This window comes from Streptomyces sp. SAI-135 (assembly GCF_029893805.1).
Taxonomy (GTDB): domain Bacteria; phylum Actinomycetota; class Actinomycetes; order Streptomycetales; family Streptomycetaceae; genus Streptomyces.
This window is the reverse complement of record NZ_JARXYP010000002.1, coordinates 640,428-661,990: the sequence shown is the minus strand read 5'-3', so window position 1 is coordinate 661,990 and position 21,563 is coordinate 640,428. Positions and strand designations below refer to the sequence as shown.

The window sequence follows — 21,563 nt, the reverse complement described above, 5'->3', positions numbered from 1 at the left end:
AGATGACCTCCCTGACCGCCTCCCACGCGGCCGACCTGGTCGCCGCCCTGCTGTTCATCCTCAGCCTGGCCGGCCTCTCCCAGCACCGCACCTCCCGCGCGGGCGTCGTCTACGGCATCGCCGGCATGGCCCTCGCCCTGGTGGCCACCGTGGTGGTCGCGGCGCAGAGCGTCACCGCCGGAGCGGTCGCGCTGATCGTGCTGGCGATGGCGCTCGGCGCGGCGCTCGGCCTGTGGCGGGCCCGGCGCGTCGAGATGACGCAGATGCCCGAACTCATCGCCGTCCTGCACAGCTTCGTCGGCCTGGCCGCGGTGCTGGTGGGCTGGAACAGCTACCTGGAGGTGGAGTCCCACGGCTCGGGGCAGGACCGGATCGGCGCCGACCTGCTGGGCATCCACCACGCCGAGGTGTTCATCGGCGTCTTCATCGGCGCGGTCACCTTCACCGGCTCGATCGTCGCGTTCCTGAAGCTGTCGGCGCGCATCAAGTCCCGGCCGCTGATGCTGCCGGGCAAGAACGCCCTGAACGTCGGGGCGCTCGTGGCGTTCGTCGCGCTGACCGTGTGGTTCACGATCAGTCCGAGCCTGCCCCTGATCATCGCGGTGACCGTGCTGGCCCTGGCACTCGGCTGGCACCTGGTCGCCTCCATCGGCGGCGGCGACATGCCCGTCGTCGTCTCCATGCTGAACAGCTACTCGGGCTGGGCGGCGGCCGCGGCCGGTTTCCTCCTCGACAACAACCTGCTCATCGTCACCGGCGCGCTGGTGGGCTCCTCCGGCGCCTACCTGTCGTACATCATGTGCAAGGCGATGAACCGGTCCTTCCTCTCCGTCATCGCGGGCGGTTTCGGTATCGAGGCGCCGTCCGGTGGCGCGGAGGAGCAGGGGGAACACCGTGAGGTGCGGGCGGCGGAGGTGGCCGAGATGCTCGCCCAGGCCCGTTCGGTGATCATCGCTCCCGGCTACGGCATGGCCGTCGCCCAGGCCCAGCATCCCATCGCGGAGCTGACGCGGCAGTTGCGCGGGCGGGGCGTCGAGGTCCGCTTCGGCGTCCATCCCGTCGCCGGGCGCCTGCCCGGCCATATGAACGTGCTGCTGGCCGAGGCGAAGGTGCCCTACGACGTCGTCCTGGAGATGGACGAGATCAACGACGACTTCAGCGGCACCTCCGTCGTGCTGGTCATCGGCGCGAACGACACCGTCAACCCGGCCGCGACCGACGACCCGGCGAGCCCGATCGCCGGGATGCCGGTGCTGCGGGTCTGGGAGGCCGAGCAGGTCGTCGTCTTCAAGCGCTCCATGGCCTCCGGTTACGCGGGTGTGCAGAACCCGCTGTTCTTCCGGGAGAACAGCAGCATGCTGTTCGGCGACGCCAAACAGAGCGTGGAGGACATCCTGCGGGCACTGGGCGCCGACAGCGGACGAGACGCGGCGCCGACGGTACGACAGCCGAAGGTGCCCAGCCGCTGACGGGGCGGTTCCTCATGCTCACGACCCTGCTCACGTCCCTGCTCACGCGGATCCGGACGGACGGTCACTGAGAAGGGCGCCGCGGATCGCTCTGCGCTGGCTCGCGGTCGTGTCGCCCCAGACGCCGTCCGCCTCACCGTGGCGGACGGCCCAGTCACGGCACGCCACGAGCACCGGGCACCGGCGGCACACGGCCCGGGCGCGCGCCGTCGCCGTGTCCGTCTCCACCAGAGGAAAGAACAGTTCGGGATCCTCGCCGACGCACAGTGCGTGCAGACGCCAGGCGGAACGACGACTGTCGATCGAGGGTGTACGAGCCATACCGCACCTCCGCGGTCCGTCCAGGGCACAGGTGTGAACGCGGCTTGGTCGCCGCGGTCCCGGCAGAGGTGCACAGCATCTTATGCCGCACGACCGGAAAAAGGCCATAGCGGACTTTCGGGAGAACACCGACTGCGACCACATCTCGGAACTGGTCCGAATTCCCGCGAAAGGAGGAGAGAAACCAGGTAAAACCGCTGTGTGTTCTTGCATGTGCCGGGCATGAGGAGCCACGGAGGTTGATAACTATGGTTCCCCTGCTTGTTGTTCTTCTGCTGGCTCTGCTCCTCTTCGGCGCGGGTTTCGCGCTGAAGGCCCTGTGGTGGCTCGCCGTGATCGTGCTGGTCATCTGGCTGCTCGGCTTCGTCATGCGCTCCGCGGACACGGGCGGCCGAAAGGGACGCTGGTATCGCTGGTAACCCGCCGAGCAAACGGCATGTCTGTGGGCCCCTGATGATTCAGGGGCCCACAGGCGTGTTCGGGATCAGGTGGCTATGGGAATGCGGTCAGGAACCGACGATGCGGCGCACGTTGTCGACAGCGCCGCAGCCTGCCTTCAGCTGACGCTCGCGCTCTGCCAGGAACTCCTCGCCCAGTTCCTCGCGGCGCTCCATGGCCACGTTCTCACGGGCCCCGTTCAGAATGGTGCGCTCCTCCTCGTCGGCGTGGTGCGTGACCGCCTGCACGAGTTCTTCGAGCTTCTCGTCCCACTCCTCGGAGCCGACCTCCTCGACCTCCAGGAGTTCCAGGAGCGCCTTGTTGCCCTCCTCGTGCTCCTCCTCGCCGTGTTCCACCTCGTCGTCGTCGATCTTCTTGTAGCGCTTCAGGGCGGGATACACCTTCGCCTCTTCCGCCAGGGCGTGGGCGATCAGCAGATCGGAGAATTCCTGAAGGGCTGCGGCCCGGTCGGCTTCGACGCTGCGCATCAGGTGAAAGAGATCCTCCATCTTCCTGTGGTCCTGGAGAATGAGTTCAACCACGTCTCGGGTCTGCGCCATGGGAGTAGGCATCACTTTCGTGCGAGGGACGTTGCCGGAATCCGGCTACCCCGTCCTGCGGTGTTAAGCAGAGCAACGTGGTCGAATGACAAGGAGTCGCCGGACGGCTACAAGGAGTGCCCTTGTGGTCCCAGGGCACCGGCCGCTTTCGAGCCCGCCGCCGGCATCGATTGAGCAAACGACCGTTGAAAGCAGAACCGTCCGGTCCTCTCCGTCGTCTTGACGGTGAAGCGGAGCCGATACGCGAGTCAACTCGTGGTGCCGCTGCTGCACTTGAGGGTTCAGAGAGAGGTTGCTGGAGTGGTGTTAGTGGATCAGAGGACGAGACGGGTCGGCGCGCTCGCGGGAGCTGTGGTCGCGGCGCTCGTGGGCCTTACGGGCTGCTCGGACGAGACGGAGCCCAGCGAGGCCCCGAAGCAGTCCGCGAGCGGCTCCCCCGTCGACGCCACGAGCGAGTCGGCCGACGCGGACGCGTCACCGGCGTCGGGCGTGGACCGGTCGTCCGCGGAGAACGCCGTGGCCGGGTGGGTCGCGGCACTCGTCAAGGGCGAGATCGAGCAGGCGTGCCTGCTGATGGCGGAACCGGCGGACGGCTCCGAGCCCGCGCAGGTCGGCAGCGAGAAGACGTGCGGTGACGACGCGCCCGAGCGGAAGCGGATGGAGGCGACGCTCGGACAGTTCAAGGAGTCGTTCACCCCCGACCCGCCCTCGGACGACCCCAAGGTCGAGGTCACGCAGGCCGCCGGCTCCGGCGACAAGGTCACGGTCCCCGCGGCCAGGATCAACGTCGACGGCCAGGCCCTCGACAAGATCGTCCTGTCCCACTCCACCGGGGTGACGCAGGATCAGTTGGACATCAAGGTCGAGTCCAGCAGGATCGAGGGCTCCTGGTACGTGACCAACCTGGACTTCAACGTCGGCTGAGCCTGGCGTGTCCGCCCTTCCCCCTGGCGGCCCTCGGGTCCGACAGGGGGAAGAGCGTGGGGGTCAGGCCGCCGCCGAGGGTTGCCACGTCGCCTCGACCAGGGCCCGCTCGGTGCCGGACAGGTACACGGCCGCACTCAGCCACACCCGCGCGTATCCGTCCGGGTCGGCCTGCTGGATGCGGCCGAACACGTCGCGGCCGCGCCGGTCCGCCTCCGCGGCCAGAGCCTCCGTCAGATCCGCTGCCGTCCGGAAACCGCTGCGGCGCAGCGCCGCGGCACCCGAGCCCCGGGCGCCGTCCCTCGCGGGCTCGGCAGCGGCCCGGCGCCCGCCGGACACCGCGACCTCCACCAGCCGCCGCAACCGCCACAGGGGCGCCTCGGCCACCGGGTCCGGCGGCAACGCGCTCGGACCCTCCACCGGCGGCAGGTCACCGGCCGACGGGAAGTGCGCGCCTTCGAGCCGGTCGTACCCCAGGTCGGCGTGGCCCGCCCACTCGGGCGGCAGTCTCAGCGTCGCCGTACCGTCCGGGACGGGGCCGACCGCCAGCGGCCGCAGGGCCGCGGCACGGTCGGGGTCGAGGCGGCCCACGACGCGCAGCCGCAGCCCCGGGCGGGATGCCAGCTTGCGGAAGTTGGCCGCGTGGGCCAGCTCCGGGTGGCCGTTGGCCGGCACCAGCCGTATCAACAGCCCTGCCTGGTCTGTCCTGTCGGGAGACAGTTCTCGCGCGAACAGGTGGTCCGCGCCGGCCCCCACGACGACCACGTCACAGCCGATCAGCTCACCGGCCCGAGATCCTGCCTGTTCCGGGTCGCCGCCCGGGGCGAGCTGTGCCGCGGCGGCCTGGGCGAGCGGGCGGGTGAACAGACGGGCGAGCGGCCCCGACGACGTCCAGGACAGGCCCGGGACCGGGGTGGCCCGCACTCCCTTGCCGGCGCCGAGGCGGCCGTCCGGGGAGAGCGTCGCGCCCGAGATGAGCAGGCCGCCTCGCGACAGCTGCCCGTGATCGACAGTGCCCGAGCCGAGCGCGACCGTGGCGGTGGCGGCGCCGCGTGCTCGCGCCGGGCCGCCGGGCTTGACGTCCGACACGGAGAACCAGCGCCCGTCGTCGGCCAGAACATGGGTGACGACCCCGCCGTATCCGGTGGCCGAGATCACCGGCTCCCGGCACACGCCGTGCACTTTGAGGCTGCCGCCGGGGCGGTAGCTGCGCCGGGCGGTGCCGACCAGGGCCGGGTCGGGGTCGGACGCGGCGAGCAGACCGGTGGTGAGCAGCAGCTCGCGCAGTCCGGCGACCAGGTCGGACAGCCGGTGACCGTCGTGGCGGGCGCGGGCGGCGCGCAGTGCGCGGACCACCCTCAGGGCGGCCGCCTCGGCCCGGTGCAGGCCGGCGAGCCGGGCGGTGTGCGCGGCCCGCAGCACCTCCGCCTGCGGCACGGCGCCCGCACCCTGCACCCCTGCGGCCAGCACTGCCGCCGCCGCGGCCCACAGCGCGGCCGCGGCGGCGACCTGTGCCGCGGTCGGGCCGGCTGGGCCGGGCGGCGATACGGCGGTCGCGTCGGTGTCCGGCGTCCCGGACTCCTGCTCGCCGCCGACGGGTTCGGCCTGCTCGGTGCCGACGGGTTCGGCCTGCTCGCCGCCGACGGGTTCGGCTTGCTCGGTGCCGCCGGTCGGCGGCTGGTCCGCGGCCTCGGCCACCGCGTAGGCGTCCGCCACTGGTGCGGCCCCGAGGACCGCCGCCCGATGCAGGCACCGCGGTGCCAGCAGGCAGCTGCACTGCGCCTGGGCGGGGTCCGTGACCGCCCCCGACGGGCCGGGAGTCAGCGTGACCTCGGCGTCCTCGCCGCACCGCACCCGCCGTACCGTGCCGTCCGCGGTGACGGGCAGCGCCGTGTACGTCTCGATCGCGGCGTCCAGCTTCTTGCGCAGCCGGGACGTCAGCTGCTCCACGGCGTCGGCGACCACCTCGGGCGCCACAGGGGGCAGTTCGGGGTTCATCGGTTCTCTCCGCGGAGGCGGTCGCCCACCCAGCGGGCCAGGGCGAGGGGACTGAGGGCGGCGACCGGCATGCCGGCCGTGACGAGCTGTTGGGCGACGGGCACCGAGTAGCGCGGGGTACCGGTGTCGTCCAGGGCGGCGCAGCCCATCAGATGCACGCCGGAACTCGCCAGGGCCCGTACCTCGCCGAGGAGTCCGCCGAGCGGATACCCCTCCTCGAAGTCGCTGACCACCACGACGAGGGTCCGGCTGGGCACGGTCACCAGCTTCCGGGCCTGGGCCAGACCGGCGGCGATGTGGGTTCCGCCGCCGACCCGTACCTCCAGCAGCAGCGACAGCGGGTCGTCGACCCGGTCGGTCAGGTCGATCACTTCGGTGGAGAAGGCGAGGAAGTGCGTGCTCAGCGTGGGCACTCCGCCCAGGACGGCCGCGGTCAGCGCGGACCAGACGACGGACGCCTCCATCGACCCGGACACGTCGACGACGAGGACGAGCCGCCAGTCCGCCTCGCGGCGGGAACGGGTGCTGAACACCGGCCGCTCCGGGACGATCAGGGCGCGTCCGTCGTCGGTGCGGCGTGTGTGGGCGAGGTTGGCCCGCAGGGTGCGCGGCAGGTCGATGCGTCCTCCCGGGCGATGGGTGGGACGCGGGGTGGCCAGTCCGGTCAGTGCCGGGCGCAGCCGGGTGGCCAGTTCCTTGGCCAGTTCGTCGACCAGGCGGCGCACCAGCGGGCGCAGCTTGGCGAGTTGCTGCTCGGGCATCCCGCCGGCCAGGGACAGCACGGAGGTCAGCAGGTCCACCGAGGGGCGTACCGCCTTGGGATCGAGCTCGGCCAGGACGTCGGTGCGGCCCAGGTCGGCTGCCCGGGCCAGGACCTCCTCGCGGACGTCGGTACCGAACAGCGCGTCCAGTTCCTCCGCCCATTCACGGGCCGTCGGGAAGGAGGTGTCCTGGCCGCCGCCCTGGCCGCCCTCCCGGCCGAGGTCCGAGGAGCCCTCGCCGCGGCCGGTGCCGTACAGCTCGTCGAGGGCGTGGGCGAGACGGCGGGCGTCGTGCGGCAGCTTCTCGCTCTCGCGGCCGAGCAGCAGACGCCAGCGGTCGGTCGGTGTGAGGTGCGGGGCGGGGCCGGCCGGTGCCTCGGCAGCCGGTCCGGGTTCCTCCCGCGCGGAGTCCTCGATGCCCGCGGTGCCGTCCAGCCCCGTCCCCAGGGGCGGGCGCAGGGACGTCACCGCAGCCCGGCCCGCCGTGTCGGCGGCCGTCCACAGGGCGAGCAACTGCGGCGAGGCGCCCAGCGACAGGTCGAGACGGTCCCCGAGGCGCTCGGTCACCGTGGACAGCAGCCGGTCCCGGCCGGCGGGGCTGAGGGTGTCGAAGCCGCCGCGCAGGGCGGGCAACCGGTCCAGGAAACCTTGGTCGGTCAGGGTGTCGATCCGGTCCAGCAGCGGGTCCAGGGCGGTCGGCGCCGACTGGAGCAGCGGGGCGGCGGCGCTGACCAGTCCCGTGAGCCGGCGGCTCATCGCCTGCCGGGCGTCCGGCCCGGTGGCGTTGTCGATCCAGCCGGCGGCCCGGCGGCCGAGGGTGCCGGCGTCGTCCAGGTCGAGCATGACCCGGGCGGCGAGCGCGGCTCCCTGCATCAGCGGGGACCCGTGGCGTGCGAGGTCGTCCAGGGCGTCGTCGATGCGCAGGCCCAGGCGGTGTTCGCCCGCCCGTGCGGCCAGCGCCACGAGGGCGTCCGCGTCCTGCGGGTCGTCACTGCCCGCCAGACCCGGCAGGGACCGCACGGCCGACTCCATGAGTTCCGTGGCCAGTTCGGCGGCGCACTGCCGGCTCGCGGGTGTGGTGCCGGGCAGATGGCCGCGCCGCAGGGCCTCCAACAGGTCCAGGGCGGTGAGGAGTTCGGGCAGGGTGGCGCTGGTGGGGAGAAACTCGGCGGCGTCGGCGAGCCGCTCTGACACCAGCGCGGGCAGATCGCAGCGGGCTGCGTCGCGCAGTCCCGCGAGGACCAGGGCGCTGGTGGCTCCGCCCTCCGCCGCCTCCTTGCGGAAGGTCTCCCGCAGGGTGCCTTCCGCGGCCAGGGCCGCGGTGACGCCGCGGATTCCGGCCAGGTCCAGACGGACCGGCACCGCCGGCGTCCAGGAAAGCCGCCACCGGGTGGTCAGAGCGGCGCCGTCGCCGGTGCCCGCCACCTGGATCGGCTCGCCGTAGCCGGTGCCGCACACCGCGAGGCGCTGGAGGAGGATCTCGCGGCGGGCGTCGAGGGCCGAGCGCAGCGGGTCGAGCCGCACCTCGCGCGGTGCGGGGTCGTCCGGTCCGGGCAGCCGCAGTGCGGCGAGCTCGGCCTCGACGCAGGGGCCGAGGCCGGAGCGGGGGGTGCCGGGGGCGACCCGGCCACGGTCGGTGCCGACCAGGACGGTCTCCAGCGCCCGGGCCAGCGCCCGGCCGCGGCCGAGCGGTTCGCCCTGCCCCATGACCGTGGTGAGCGCCTCCAGCACCTCGCCGCGGCCGGGTGCCGCAAGTCCGCGCAGCCGGGCCAGGTCGCACGCGACCCGCAGGGTCTCACGGGCCTCGCCCGTACCGGCGACGTGTCCGGCGGCCCGCAGTTCGCGGCACACGTCGGTGATCGCCCGTGCGGCCGCGTCGTGCAGCCGGTCGGGGTCGCCGCCCGCGGTGAACACCGCCTGCTGCCAGCGCGGGTCGCGGATGCCCGCCGGATAGCCGGAACGGGAATCCAGCAGGTCGAAGGCGTACGGCACGAGGGAGGTGACCACCTGCGGACGCTCCTCGACGTCGACCGGCCCAGCAGGCCCCACCGTGTCCCGGGCGGTCAGTGCGGGGGCGTGGAAGGCGCCGACGACGGCCGCGACCCGGCGGCCGTCGGCCGAGGCGCGGGCGATCGTCTCGCGCATATGGGCCTCACGCGCCAGATCGACCGCGGGCACGCCGCCTGCCGACTCGGCGTCACGGCGCAGTGCCCAGCCCACGCCCAGTGCGGCCCGGCGGACCGCTTCGGGCGGGCAGCCCGGGGCGAGGACCTCGACACTGCGGTCCCACATGTCGTCGCCCTCACGGCCCGTCCCGGACGCGGTCAGCGCCGCCGCGAACGCGGTGGGCGCCGCGGCGGACCGGACCTGGCCGTCCTCGGCCGCGACGGGCCCCTCGGTGTCCCAGACCTTGCCGTCCTTGGCCCCGGCGGGCCCTTCGGAGTTCCACCGCGGATCAGACATCGGCAGGTCGCAGCAGACGACCTCTGCCCCCCGCTCGCGTGCCCAGCGGATCGCCGCGAGTTCGGGCGAGAAGTCGGCGAACGGGTAGAACCCGAGCCGGCCGCCCTCGCCGGTTCCGGCCAGCGCGACCGGGGCGAGGGTGCCGGGCGCGGCGAGGTGGGGCAGCCACGCCTGGAAGTCGGCGGGCAGTTCCACGCAGACGACCTCGGCGCCGGCGGCGTCCAGCAGGGCGGGCACCGCGGCGGCGAGCGCGGGGCTGTGGTGCCGTACGCCCAGCAGGTACGGGGCGGTGCAGTCGGCGAGGGCGGTCAGGGCCGCCCTCGGTTCCAGGGCGAGGGTCACCGAAGGTTCTCCCGCAGGTCCCACAGGCGCCGCCAGGTCGCCGAGCCGTCCTCGGCGCGGCGGCGCACCGGCCCGTCCCAGTAGCCGAGCAGGCGCGCGTGGTCGGCCGGGTCGTCCTTGCGGACCACGCCCAGCAGATGGCCGGGCACCAGGTCGAGCGAGTCCCCGCCGGGGAGATAGGCGGCGGCCACGCCCAGGGAGGCGGCGACCTGTACCGCCTCCGCGGTGGACATCACCGTGCCCGGACGCTCCACGTCCCAGCCCTCGGCGGAGCGTCCGGCCCGCAGGTCGCGGAAGACCGTGACCAGGACGTCGAGCACCGCGTCGTCCACGCCGAACGCGGCACCCGCCCGTGCGACGGCGGCCGTGGCCTGCCGCTTGACGAGCTCGGTCTCGGCCTCGACGTCCGCGATCGGGTGCACGGTCTCGAAGTTGAAGCGGCGCTTGAGGGCGGCGGACATCTCCGACACCCCACGGTCGCGGAGGTTGGCGGTGGCGATGACGGTGAAACCGGCAGCGGCGGCGACCTGGGCGTCGTCGGTGGCGGACAGCTCCGGGACGCTCATCCGCCGGTCCGAGAGGATCGACACCAGGGCGTCCTGCACCTCGGGCAGGCAGCGGGTGATCTCCTCGACGCGGGCCACCTTCCCGGCGCGCATCGCGGCGAGCACCGGTGAGTCCACCAGGGCCTGCGGGGTCGGGCCCTGGGCGAGGAGCAGGGCGTAGTTCCAGCCGTAGCGCAGGGCGTCCTCGGTGGTGCCCGCGGTGCCCTGCACGGTGAGCGCGCTGGTGCCGCAGACGGCCGCCGACAGCAGCTCCGACAGCATGGACTTCGCGGTGCCGGGCTCGCCGACGAGCAGCAGCCCGCGCTCTCCGGCCAGGGTGACCACGCACCGCTCCACCAGGGCGCGTTCGCCGACGAACTTCGGCGCGACGACGAGTTCGTCCGGCAGCCCCTCGGGCGCTTCGGTCAGTTTGAGGGCTTCGCCGGCGGTGCCGCAGACGAAGGTGATCACGGCGCGCGGTGTCAGCAGCCAGCCGGGCGGGCGGGGGCCGTCGTCGTGGGCGGCGAGGAAGGCCAGTTCGGTGGCGAAGCGTTCTTCGGCGGGCAGGGTCTGCCGGGCCGGAAGGGCCGTCGCCGTGTCGGTCAGGGGCATGGAGGTCCTTGCTCGGTAGCTGGGTCGGTGTCGGTGTGTGGGGGAGGTACAGGTGGGGGGAGGGGCGCCGCGGGTGGGCGGCGCCCCGGGCCGGTGATGCGTCAGCGGCGGCGGCCCCGCCGGACCTTCAACTCCTCGAACCGGGGGGCGTCGCCGTCCTGGACCCGCTGCCACGCCCTGCGGAACAGGTCCGCGGCCGGTTCGAACGGCACGATCACGCCGAACGGGGCGTGTTCGTCGCTCATCTCGCCGAACAGCGGCAGCTTCCAGCGCTCCAGCGGCACCCGCGGGGCCGACTGCTCCACCCAGCCGCCGGGCAGGAACAGCGACCGGCCGGCCCGGGTCCTGGTGGCCTCCACCACGAGGTCGGTGGTGGTCAGTTCGGCGCGCGCGGCCTTCAGCCGTGCGGGCTTCCAGCCGGTCCACCGGGCCGTCATACGGTCGGTCGGGTCGGGCAGGGCCAGCAGCATCAGATAGAGCGTGGCGGCGTCCTCGCCCAGCCCGTGCTCCTTGGCCACCTCGGTGACCAGATCGGGAACCGAGCGGCTGGGGTCCTGGGGCCACCAGGTGGCGTCCTTGCCCCGGTCTCCCGCGATCGGCTCACCGGGGTCGGCGAGCAGGGCCGCGAGCTTCTGGTCACGGACCAGACGCAGCGCCACCTCGGCGCCGTAGGGCTGCTGGCTGTCGAGGCGCACCGCCGGCAGGTAGGGGTCCTGACCTGTCTCGTCGAGGAGGTCGACACGGATGGCCGGGGCGGGCTGGTCGTCGTGGGTGGCCAGGACGACGGCGCCATAGCGCTCGTAGCCGGGGCCGGTCTCGGTGGGGGTGCCCGCGGTCTTGCGGAAGTCGGGGAGGCTGATGTAACGCCCAAGGTCGAGCATGAGGCCGGGGTGGGCGAGCCGTTCGCGTACGGCGGTGAGGGCCGGGGGCAGCGCGGCACGGGCCGGGTCGCCGGCGGGCAGCCGGTGGGCGAGCCAGGCGAGCAGCCCGACCGCGCCGACCAGCGTCTCCGCGGTGAACCCTTCCGTGTCGTCGCCGACGGGCTTGGCCCGGTCCCCGCTGATCGCCCAGGTGAGGTCCCGGCTGAGCCGGGGGGAGGCGGCCGGGTCGAGCAGGGCGGGCAGCGCCTGCCGGATCGGCCAGGAGGGGTGTCTGAAGGCGCGGATCGCGTCACCGAGGAGATCCTCCGGGACGGCCACCCGCTTGCCCACCTTGGCGTTCCACACCGCGGCGGCGGCCGCCACGTCCGGGCCCTCGGTCCACAGCCGGGCGGGTTCGGCGGGCAGCAGCGCGCCTACGACGGCGGCCCGCACCGCGCTGTCGACGCCGTGCAGTTCGTCCTTGGCGACCGCCGCGGGAGCCACCTTCACCCCGATGAGCGTGCGTGTCTCGGGCTTGAGGAAGCTGCGTTCGTACGTGTCGATCCCGGGCAGGCCGGCCACGACGAGCCGGGCCACCGTCTCGGTCACGCCGGTGAGGCGGGAGAACTCCTCGGCTGCCTCCGGGAACCAGGGGGCCGGACCGCGCTCGGACAGTTCGGCGAGGAACGTCCGGATCCGGCCGGGGACCGGGTTCTCGCCCAGCGGCCGCGACTGAAGCGTCTGGTAGGGCCGGGGTGTCTCGAAGCGTCCGGACGGGTCGTGGAAGTAGCCGGTGAAGCAGGCGTGGTCGTCGTCGAGGGAGTTGCGGCCCGTGACGGCGAGGAAGGCGCCGTCGGCGAGCGGGAGCACGCCGCTCCAGGAGCCGTCGCGCCACCCGCCGGCCGTGGTGCGCAGATGCGCCGCCTCCAGGTGCAGGTGGACCTTCCGCCAGGCGGTGGAGTCGTCCGGGGTCAGTCCGAGGCGGTCGCACTCGGCGAGGAGGGCGCACAGGATCTCGCGGTGCTCCTGGGCGGTGGTGGCGCAGGCGGCCCGGTAGGCCAGTGCCGTCGTCTTGTCCAGCAAGGTGGACAGGTCGGGCTGTCCGGAGGGCAGCGGGTGGCCGTCGAGGTGGAGGCGGGCGTCCGCGAGGCCGGGCAGTGCGGTGTCGGCGAGTCCGGTGGCCCGGGCCAGGACGCGCAGGGCGCGGAAGACGGTGTCGGACTCGTCGTCGCGGTTCCACCAGTAGCCGCGGGACGTGCCGAGGCCGTTCATCGCCGCCATGAGCTCGGTGTCCGCCGGTCCTGCCGGCCCTTCGTCCTCCAGGCCGCCTTCCAGGGCGCGGGTGAGCCGGGTGGCCGCCGCGTCCAGCACGGCCTGCTGGGCGGCGGCGTAGCGGGCGACTCCGGCGATGCCGTGCACGAGCGCGTCGTGACTGACCGGGAGGAGGGTGCGGACGGCGTCGGTCAGCGCCTGCCCGTCCTGGTCGGCCGCGGCGGCGAGCAGGGCGGCGGCCGTGTCCCGGTCGATGGCCCGCAGCGCCTTCGACCCCTCAAGGTCGCGGGCCGTCAGGCACTCCCAGAACTGCACGGGAGGCAGCAGCAGGGTGCCCTTGCCGAAGTCGCCGGGGGAGCGGTCGGTCTTGGCCCAGGCGGTGTGGACGCCGTCGGCGTCGACCAGGCGGAGCTGCCAGTTGTCGCGGACGAGGGCGGTGGGCCGGTCCGCGCCCGGGAAGACGATGAGCGCGTCGGGCACGCCGGCCCCGGCGGGCAGGATGACGCGGTGGCCTGCGAGGTTCTCGGCGCGGTGTGCACCGCCGGGCAGCTCGATCACCCGCAGGCCGACCAGGCCGTCCACGGGAGCGCAGGTGGGGGTGGCTTCGAGGGTGGGGGACAGCCGCAGTCTGCCGCCCACGTACCTGCTGCCCTCGGGGGCGTCGCGCAGGGCGTCGGCGAGGAAGGCGGGCTTGCTCATCCGCCCGCGTTCGTTGGTGGCCGGGTCGTACTCGTACCAGCCGTGTGCCGCCCGGTCCTCGGAGTCCGCGTGCCACACCCAGTAGGACGATCCGTCGAAGAGCAGCGGCCGTTCGTCGGGCAGGGTGGTGTCCCCGGCGTGCACCGCTCCGCGACCGGTGGTCCGGCCACCGCCAGACAGGGGCAGTGTGATCGGGAAGTCGCCGCGGTACCAGTCCATCTCGGTGCCCCGGGTGGCGTGCCCGCCCTTGAGGGACTCGACGCGGTCGGCGCGCGAGTGCCAGTAGCCGCGCAGACCGTCCCTGCGGGAGTTCCAGTACACGAGGAGTTCACCGTCCACGTGATGGAAGCCCGGGTCGCCCGAGACGTCGTTCGCCGGGAGTCGCAGGTCGTGCGTGAGTACGGTGCCGTCGGCGCCGATCACACGGGCCTGGGCCTTACCGGCCACGACGAGGTGGGGCCAGGCTTCGGCGACGACGATGTCCTCCACCCGGTCCTTGGCGACCAGCTCGGCGGTCGCCTCTTCCCAGGCGGGCCAGCCCAGTTCGTCGAAGAGTCCGGCGCGCAGGGTCCGGGCCAGCACCGGCGCGAGGTCGGTGCCGACGGCGGCGCGGACGTCGTCCTCGGCCAGCGCCAGCGCCTCGGCGGGCAGCCACCCGAGCCGGTTCAGCGCATGGGGCAGTTCGGGCAGGCCCACGGCCGTGAAGCGCCGCACCACGCTGCTGACCCACTCCGTCAGCCAGGGGCGGCCGCCGGGTGAGGCCGCCAGCAGACGGATGGCGCGCAGCGCCTGGTCGCCCTGGTGGAAACGGTCGGCGCCGAGCAGGAAGGCGTCGCGGAACCGCGGGTCGGCGCCGAGGAAGGTCAGCTCCCGCTGTCCGTCCCCGATGGCCCACGTCGACAGCGGCAGCTCCTGGTCCTTGGCGGGAACGGCGACCGGCACGTCCAACGACAGCAGCAGGTCGATCAGGTCGATGTCGTGCGTGACCCTCAACCCCCGCCCGGACGCCGCGAGTTCGGTGCGCAGCCGGGCCGCCGCCCGCTCCACCAGCGGGTACAGCTCCGGCATCCGGGTGGAGCTGCGCCAGGACCGGGCCCGCTCACGGAACGCCAGGAAGCGCTCCAGCCAGCCCGCGGTGCCATCGCTCGGCCCCTGGTGCGCGGGCAGAGTGTCGTCCCACAGTCCCCTCGTGGCGCCGGACGTCTCCAGGACCTCGAGCCACATGGCGGGCATGTCCGCGTCGCCGCCGGCCGGGAGCATGTCCAGCAGGGCACCGCGTACCTGCGGTTCCCGCTCGGCCAGCGCCACCAGCGCGCCCCGGTGGCCCTTCCACCAGCCGCCCGTGGCACGAAGGGTGGCCGGCAGGCCCAGCAGCTCGGCCAGGTAGTCCTGCTCGGCCCGGTCGGCGTCCTGACCGGCGGCGCGAGCGAGCTTGCGCAGGTCGTTGGCCATCTGAGCGGACGGCGGCAGCCCGCCCGCGGTACGGCGCAGGCACAGGCGGGTGAAGCGCTCCAGTGCCTCCTGCGCGGAGACCCGGGAGGCCAGTTCCTTGCCGTATGCGGAGAGCACCTTCACCGGCAGCGCGCCGGCCAGGGCGAACTCCAGGAACACCGCGTCCAGGCGGTCCTCCTCCACGGTCAGTCCGTGCTCGGCCTCCGCCTTGCGGGCGCGGGTGAACAGCTGGGCGGCGTAGGTGGCGTTCTCCTCGGCGAGGAACACCCGGCCCGCCTGCTCGTAGAAGGTCGGCAGGAAGTGCGGCACCGACGCGGCGAGCCGTCGGCCGAGTTCGAGGTAGGCGTCCAGCGCGGCCTTGGGGCGGGACTTGGCCTGCCGGGCCGCCCGCTCCAGGTCGGGGACGACACCCAGGGCGTGGTGGCCGTCCTCGGGGTGGTGCACCAGCACCCACTCGGGAAAGCCCAGCGACTGGCGCAGCCCGAGGCCCACGACGGCAGGCTCCTCGACGGGCTCCATGCCGAGGAAGCCGGCCGCCAGGTCCTCGGCGGCGCCCAGCTCACCGGCGACCAGCCGGACCACGACACGCTCGTCGAGGCCCGGGTGGCGGTAGACGCGCGCCGTGAGCGGCACCGCCTGCTCACCCGTCCCCTCGGTGTCCGGCGGCAGGACCGCGCCCGCCGACAGCAGTTCCTCGTACGACACCTGCGTCCCCCCGCTCATGCGTTCTTGCCTTCCTCGATCGTGCGCCCGGCGTAGAGCGCCGCGGCCATCCGCATCCCCTCCGACCAGGCCACCGGTCCCACCTCCCGCAGCGGAAGGGCGCGGCCGTCCTGGTCCTGCCAGGTGAGGCCACCGGTCTCCACCGTGTCCTCCCAGTACGGCTCGCCGATCCACACGCTGGCCTCCACGGTGCGGCCGCCGTCGCGGACCCTGGCCGTGGAGTAGCCCCCCGAGACGCGGTAACCGAGCGAACTGGCCCGAGCGGCCAGGGCGAAACGGGAACGGAAGGACCCTCCGGCGAACTCCCGTATCTCTCTGGCCTTCGGGTCGATGACCTCGGGGCGCTGCCAGGTCGCGCGGTGGATCTGCTCCACGCGCTGCACGATGCCCAGCTCCGCCGCGAACTCACGGATGTCGTCGAGGTCCGGGAGCAGCACGGGGTGCGGCAGTGTGACCGTGCGCGGGGACAGCCGTACCGTCTCGCCGTCGAGGTTCACCACGCGCAGTTCGCCGTCCTCGGTGGCCCCGCGCAGGAAACCGACCTCGTCGGGGTCGTCGCCCACCACGGCGAGGTCACGCAGCGCCGACTGCCAGGCCTCGTCCGGCCACACCCGGGCCAGCAGGCCGGTAGGGACGGGGAGCGACGACACCATCCAGGAGTCGACCTGAGCGACGCATGCCGTGGCGTGCCGATCCAGCCATTCGGCGAACCGCCGCAGCCGGTCCACCTCAGGATGGTCGCGCAGCGCCCGCGGCAGCGATTTCAGCTGCCGTCCCGCTGCCCTGCCCGAGGTGGCACGCGCCGCCACCCGCCCGTCCACCAGGGCGACTTCATACCCGTCACCCGCCGAGAGCCAACCCACGAGTCCCCGCCTTCGCCATCAAGTCCGCAAGAAGAAAGCGCAGTTCAGCCGGGGACACCCCGGCGTCAGTGCGACGATGTGAGGAACGTTAGCGGCGATCACTGACAATCGGTGGCGGTAGCGGGTCACGTAGCTGTCGCAGTCCGGTGTCGCGGGTGCGCTGAAGGGGTGTGTCCACGGGTTTCGCGCGGCGCGGGAAGATGTGCGGAGGGGATGGGCGGCCGTGCGGTTTCGGCCAGGCAGTGGTCGGTCGCCGTGAGCGTTCCTGTCAGTTCTTCGGGTGGTGCTCCAGGGCGCGCAAAGCCTCGGCCGCGGCCTCGCGTACGTAGTCGGACGGGTCCGCGTCCAGAGCCGTGAGCCGGTCGTGCAGACGCTCCTGGTCCGGGGGGAGCGTTCCGGTCTCCTCCACCCAGTGGGCGATCCCCTCCGCGGCGGTCTTGCGCACCCAGGTATCGACGTCGTCCAAGTGCCGCACGAAAAGGGGCAGATCGTGCGGGGTGTCGGCGTCCGTCGCATTGTGCGGGTCGAGGAGTGACAGCGCGGCGGATCGGACAAGGGGGGAGGGTGCCCGGTCCACCAGTTCCCGCAGGCCGGGCAGGGCTTCCGACAGGCCCGTGAGAACCCTCTCCGCCACTCCGACCAGGGTGGGTTTGTCGTGAAGACGGGCCACCACAGCCCGGGCGACCGCCGTGCGTTCCCACGGCCGGAATCCTGTGTCGGCCATGGCGTCCAGGCCGCGCAGCGCACCTTCGCACACCTCGGGCTCGGCATGGTTCAGCAGGGGCAGCAGCAGCCAGACGGCGTCCCATCTCCCCATGTCGCCGTAGGCCGTTGCCGCTGCGGCGAGCGTGCGGGGGGTCGTCGCCGGGTCGGTGAGAAGGGTCCGCAGGAGCCGCGCGGCGACCTTGCCGCCGACGGACCCCAGGGCAGCGGCGGCCGGCGGTCCCGCCCGCTCGTCGCTCAGCCATCGGGAGGCCGGGGCCAGCAGCCGTTCGTCCCCCGATCGGCCAAGCAGGAACAGCAGTTGTGTCGCCACGGCCGGCTCCCGCTCCGCCTCCAGGGCGGTGAACAGCGCGTCCTGCGTCTCTGGCCGGCCCCTGAACGTGAGTCGGAAAGCAACAGCGCAGCGCACCTCGGTGGAAGGGTCGTCCGCCAGATCTCTCAGCAGCGACGGCAGCAGCCGGTCGACGTGTTGGTCCGGCAGCATGTACAGGGCGAGCACCCGGGCGGAGTCCGCCCCCCACTGGGCCGTGCGGACCACCTCCGCCTCGATGTCCGGGTTCTTCCCGAACTCGAAGATCATGGCGCGCGCCCGACCCCAGATGGCGTCCAAGGGGTCACCCAGCAGCCTGACGAGTGCGGGAACATCACCGGGGACGCCCAGCTCCCGCAACGCGTCCAAGGCGTTGATCCGGAGGTGATGGTCAGGGTCGCCGAGCAGTCGCGCATAGGCGTCCACGACTTCGCGATCGCGCAATCCGAGGCGGCGAGACGCCAGAGAGGCCTGTCTGCGCACCCAGGGATCGTCGTCGTCCATCAGCGTGCACAGGGTCTCCGCCATGCCCGCGGAGACCCCCAGCCTGCCCAGGCCCACCGCCGCGCCTTCCCGTACCTCGGGCGCGGGGTCGGCGGCCGCCCGGACGAGCACCGTGGCGTGCTCGGTGGTTCTGAGTCTGCCGAGCCCCTTTGCGGCTGCGGCCCGTCCCCAGGTGTCGCCCGTCTCCAGTTCCCGCAGGAAGAAGGCAACCTGATGTTCCGCCGTCATACGCACCCCGTGAAGTAGGACTGCCGAACGGACGGGAGGTTGCGCGCCATCGAGTCGGAAACCGTGTCACGGCCCCTGTGCAGGGGCGAGATCAACTCATCGGCTGAAGCCGGCCCTCAGAAGCTGCGGACGATGAACCACGCGGCGACGCCCAGCACCGCCAGGACCCCGCCGACCGAGACGGTGCGGCCGGCGCCCTCGTGAACGTTGTCGGCCATCGCGTTGCCGGCGAGGCCCACGAGCGGCGCTACGACGATGATCAAAAAGATGCCGATCGCGTGGTACATCACGGCTCTCGCCCCCCGGTGAGGATCACTCTCGCGGTGACCATGGAGCAAGATCGTAGATCTGTTCAGCCGGGCGACCAAGCGATATGGCAGGGCGTCGTGGCTGTGACCGGGGGGCGTCGGCCGACACGGGACCTCAGGGAACCTTGTACCCGGCGGCGCGGAACAGCTCGTACCACTCGGATCGGGTGAGCGGGACGTCGGAGCCGAGTGCGGCGGCCGTGACGCGCTCCGGTGTGGTCGTGCCGAGCACGACCTGCATCTGCGCGGGGTGGCGCGTGATCCAGGCGACCGCGATCGCCTCGGCCGGCACGCCGTACTTGTCGCTCAGCCGGTCGATCACCGCGTTCAACTCGGGGAAGCGCTCGGAACCGAGGAACGGGCCGTCGAAGAATCCGGCCTGGAAAGGCGACCATGCCTGAACGGTGATGTCGTGCAGGCGGCAGTAGTCGACGATTCCGTCGTCACGGACGACCGACTGATCGAGATCCTGCATGTTCGCCGCGACGCCCTGCGCGATCATCGGGGCGTGAGTGATCGACAGCTGGAGCTGGTTCGCCACGATGGGCTGCGTCACGTACTTGCGCAGCAGGTCGAGCTGTCGGGGCGTCTGGTTGGAGACACCGAAGGCGCGCACCTTGCCTGCCGCCGACAGCTCGTCGAAGGCGCGGGCCACCTCCTCCGGCTCGACGAGAGCGTCGGGACGGTGCAGAAGCAGGATGTCGAGATAGTCCGTGCCCAGTGCCTGGAGTGAGCCGTTAACGGACTCGATGATGTGGTCGTAGGAGAAGTCGAAGTACGGCCCGTCCTTGACGATGCCGGCTTTCGACTGAATGACGAACTGCTCGCGCTCCGACGGGCTGAGTTTCATGGCTTCGGCGAAGCGACGCTCGCAACCGTGGTCGTCCGTGCCGTAGACGTCGGCGTGGTCGAGGAACGTGATGCCGGCGTCGCGCGCGGTGTTCACGAGCTTGCGCACGGCCTCGTCGGTCATGTCCTGGATGCGCATCAGTCCCAGGACGACGTTGGGGACCACCATGTCGGTGCCCGGCAGAATGAAGGTCTTCATGTGACTCTTTCGCTGTGACGTGAACGCTTCGGACGGAGCTCGGAACTCCTCCCGGACGCCTTGGGCGAGTGCGCTGTGCAGTGCGACGTCGCGTGCCCACTCTAGAAATCGCCGATCTGGAAATCCAACAGCTGTTGGTTCTGATATTGAGAAGTGTGGGATGTGAATGCATCCGCGCCGGAGTCACGGAAATGTGCGCTGCCGCCGGGTCTGCGGGCGGGCATCAGTGGACGGGACGGTCCTCGACACGGGCCGCCTCAGTGGTCTCGCGCGCGGTGGTCTCCCGCTCGGTGGCCGACAGGGAGCCGAGCAGGGCGAGTGCGGTGGCGGACGGAGTGCCGGGCTCGGCGTGGTGGACGACGAGGAGCAGCCCGTCGGATCCCGTGACCGCCAGCTTCTCGCGGCGCAGATGCAGCTCGCCGACCTGCGGGTGCCGCAGGCGGGTGGTGGCCCCCTCCCAGCGGCGGACGTCGTGACGGGCCCACAGCCGACGAAACCGCTCGCTCTTCAGGCTCAGCTCACCGATGAGCTGCGTCAGGCGCGGGTCATCCGTATCGGCACCGACTGCGGCGCGCAGCTGCGCAACCACGCCGGCCGTGCCCCGCTCCCAGTCCATGTGCAGTTCACGCGCGAGCGGATCGGTGAACAGTGCCCGTAGCCGGTTCACGCCCGGGGCCATGTGCGGCGACAGGGCTACGGCCGCCCGGTTGGCGGCGAGCACGTCCATGCACCGGTTCTGTACGAACGCGGGCACGGCGAACGTGTCCAGCAGCATCGCGATACCGTCGGGGACCCGTTCGGTGCGGGGGAGGGGCTGCCTGCGGCGGGACTCGGGCCGGGCGAGCTCGACGAGATGAGCGGCGCCGTCGGCGTCGAGTCCGAGCACCTTCGCAAGTGCGTCGAGCACCTGGATCGAGGGATTGTGGTCCCGGCCGCGCTCCAGACGGAGGTAGTAGTCGGCGCTGATGCCCGCGAGCATCGCGACTTCTTCCCGCCGCAGCCCCGGTACGCGCCGGATCCCTCCGCCAGGAAGTCCCACTTCCTCGGGCCGCACGAGTTCACGACGAGCCCGTAGGCACTCGCCCAGGACGTTGCGGCCGTCTGCTGTGCCCATGCTCCGACGGTAACGCGCCACTCGTGTCCGTGAGGGGGCCCTGTCACTACCTGGAACGAGGGGGCACTGCCTGACCGCACGGTCCCGGCGCAGGATCGGGAGCACGTCGCAGGTAACTCCGCGGCGCAGGAGACCTCCCTCGTCAAGGAGCACGCGATGACACAGCGCACCTGGTTCATCACCGGCGTCAACAGCGGCTTCGGCCGGCACATGACCGAGCAGCTGCTCGAGAGAGGTGACCGGGTGGCCGGCACGATCCGCCGGTCCGGGACCGTGGACGACCTCGTCGCCAAGTACGGCGACAGGTTCTGGGTGGCCTCCCTCGACGTCACCGACACCCCTGTCGTGAAGGACGTCGTCGGACGGGCGTTCGCCGACCTGGGACGGATCGACGTGATCGTCAACAACGCCGGTTACGGCCTGTTCGGCGCCGCCGAGGAGGTCACCGACGAGCAGATCCTCCATGTCCTCGACACCAACCTGGTCGGTTCGATCCAGGTCACCCGGGCCGCGCTGCCGTATCTGCGGGGGCAGGGTGGCGGACGGATCATCCAGATCTCCACTTACGGCGGCCAGGCCACCAATCCCGGTGCCTGTATGTACCACGCCGGCAAGTGGGGCATCGAAGGCTTCATGGAATCCACCGCCAAGGACGTCGCTCCGTTCGGTATCGGCGTCACCATCGTCGAGCCCGGCGGTGCGCGCACGGAGTTCCGCTACGGCAGCCTCCAGACGGGAAGGCCGCTGGCGGCGTACGACGACACCCCGGCCGCCCTGACCCGCGGAGCCCAGGATCGCAGCCGGCCTTCCCTCGGTGACCCGGCGTTGATGGCCACCCGCATCATCGACAGCGTGGAGCAGAGCCCCGCCCCGCTGCGACTGGTCCTGGGCAGCGACTCCTACCGGTTCCTCCGGGCAGCCCTGTCCGAGCGGCTGGCGGAGATCGAGGCCCAGCGCGACACTGCAGGTCTGACCGACATCACCGAGGGCGTCTGACCGAGGGCGTGGCCGATCGCCCCGAGGCGG

General features: G+C 72.4%; 15 protein-coding genes. 4 read left to right on the top strand and 11 right to left on the bottom strand.

The annotated features are described in order from the left end of the window. The first annotated feature begins 2 nt into the window (after nucleotides 1-2). Nucleotides 3-1,469, top strand: a complete 1,467-nt coding sequence (gene pntB / locus M2163_RS07360) for a Re/Si-specific NAD(P)(+) transhydrogenase subunit beta (RefSeq protein ID WP_280893491.1) — start codon at nucleotides 3-5, stop codon at nucleotides 1,467-1,469. Nucleotides 1,470-1,511: 42 nt separating this feature from the next. Here the strand turns inward: pntB and M2163_RS07355 are convergent, their stop codons facing one another. After that, the gene (locus M2163_RS07355; protein WP_280853684.1) at nucleotides 1,512-1,790 is read right to left on the bottom strand and encodes a WhiB family transcriptional regulator; all 279 of its coding nucleotides are present in this window, start codon (nucleotides 1,788-1,790) and stop codon (nucleotides 1,512-1,514) included. Between the two features lie 248 nt (nucleotides 1,791-2,038). On the opposite strand from M2163_RS07355, the gene M2163_RS07350 reads away from it, so the two are divergent. Then, nucleotides 2,039-2,209, top strand: coding sequence for a hydrophobic protein (locus M2163_RS07350; RefSeq protein ID WP_280853685.1), 171 nt, complete (start codon nucleotides 2,039-2,041; stop codon nucleotides 2,207-2,209). 87 nt (nucleotides 2,210-2,296) lie between these two features. On the opposite strand, the gene M2163_RS07345 is transcribed toward M2163_RS07350, so the two are convergent. After that, nucleotides 2,297-2,788 (bottom strand): hemerythrin domain-containing protein, encoded by a 492-nt coding sequence (locus M2163_RS07345; RefSeq protein ID WP_280853686.1) that lies wholly within the window; start codon nucleotides 2,786-2,788, stop codon nucleotides 2,297-2,299. Nucleotides 2,789-3,097: 309 nt separating this feature from the next. Between M2163_RS07345 and M2163_RS07340 the strand changes: the two genes are divergently transcribed. Next, nucleotides 3,098-3,712: a hypothetical protein gene (locus M2163_RS07340; protein WP_280893490.1), complete on the top strand. Its 615-nt coding sequence runs from the start codon at nucleotides 3,098-3,100 to the stop codon at nucleotides 3,710-3,712. Between the two features lie 63 nt (nucleotides 3,713-3,775). On the opposite strand, the gene M2163_RS07335 is transcribed toward M2163_RS07340, so the two are convergent. The 9 genes from M2163_RS07335 to M2163_RS07295 all read right to left on the bottom strand — a co-directional run bounded on the left by M2163_RS07335 (nucleotide 3,776) and on the right by M2163_RS07295 (nucleotide 20,537). Further along, complete coding sequence (locus tag M2163_RS07335; RefSeq protein WP_280893489.1) at nucleotides 3,776-5,710, bottom strand: SWIM zinc finger family protein; 1,935 nt, start codon at nucleotides 5,708-5,710, stop codon at nucleotides 3,776-3,778. Next, nucleotides 5,707-9,276, bottom strand: coding sequence for a DUF5682 family protein (locus tag M2163_RS07330; RefSeq protein ID WP_280893488.1), 3,570 nt, complete (start codon nucleotides 9,274-9,276; stop codon nucleotides 5,707-5,709). Before M2163_RS07330 ends, M2163_RS07335 begins: the two co-directional genes overlap by 4 nt. After that, complete coding sequence (locus M2163_RS07325) at nucleotides 9,273-10,433, bottom strand: AAA family ATPase (RefSeq protein WP_280893487.1); 1,161 nt, start codon at nucleotides 10,431-10,433, stop codon at nucleotides 9,273-9,275. Before M2163_RS07325 ends, M2163_RS07330 begins: the two co-directional genes overlap by 4 nt. A 101-nt stretch (nucleotides 10,434-10,534) precedes the next feature. Continuing rightward, nucleotides 10,535-15,439: a DNA-binding protein gene (locus M2163_RS07320; protein WP_280893485.1), complete on the bottom strand. Its 4,905-nt coding sequence runs from the start codon at nucleotides 15,437-15,439 to the stop codon at nucleotides 10,535-10,537. Beyond that, a complete protein-coding gene (locus M2163_RS07315) occupies nucleotides 15,436-16,302 on the bottom strand; it encodes a DUF4132 domain-containing protein (RefSeq protein WP_280853691.1) in 867 nt (288 codons plus the stop codon). The genes M2163_RS07320 and M2163_RS07315 overlap by 4 nt, the downstream gene beginning before the upstream one ends. A gap of 268 nt (nucleotides 16,303-16,570) precedes the next feature. Next, nucleotides 16,571-18,067, bottom strand: a complete 1,497-nt coding sequence (locus M2163_RS07310) for a HEAT repeat domain-containing protein (RefSeq protein ID WP_280893484.1) — start codon at nucleotides 18,065-18,067, stop codon at nucleotides 16,571-16,573. Nucleotides 18,068-18,183: 116 nt separating this feature from the next. After that, a complete protein-coding gene (locus M2163_RS07305) occupies nucleotides 18,184-18,354 on the bottom strand; it encodes a hypothetical protein (protein WP_280893483.1) in 171 nt (56 codons plus the stop codon). 136 nt (nucleotides 18,355-18,490) lie between these two features. Further along, nucleotides 18,491-19,423, bottom strand: coding sequence for an aldo/keto reductase (locus tag M2163_RS07300; protein WP_280893482.1), 933 nt, complete (start codon nucleotides 19,421-19,423; stop codon nucleotides 18,491-18,493). Between the two features lie 223 nt (nucleotides 19,424-19,646). Then, nucleotides 19,647-20,537: a helix-turn-helix transcriptional regulator gene (locus tag M2163_RS07295; protein WP_280893481.1), complete on the bottom strand. Its 891-nt coding sequence runs from the start codon at nucleotides 20,535-20,537 to the stop codon at nucleotides 19,647-19,649. Between the two features lie 156 nt (nucleotides 20,538-20,693). Between M2163_RS07295 and M2163_RS07290 the strand changes: the two genes are divergently transcribed. Beyond that, nucleotides 20,694-21,533, top strand: coding sequence for an SDR family oxidoreductase (locus tag M2163_RS07290; protein ID WP_280893480.1), 840 nt, complete (start codon nucleotides 20,694-20,696; stop codon nucleotides 21,531-21,533). Nucleotides 21,534-21,563: the final 30 nt, after the last annotated feature.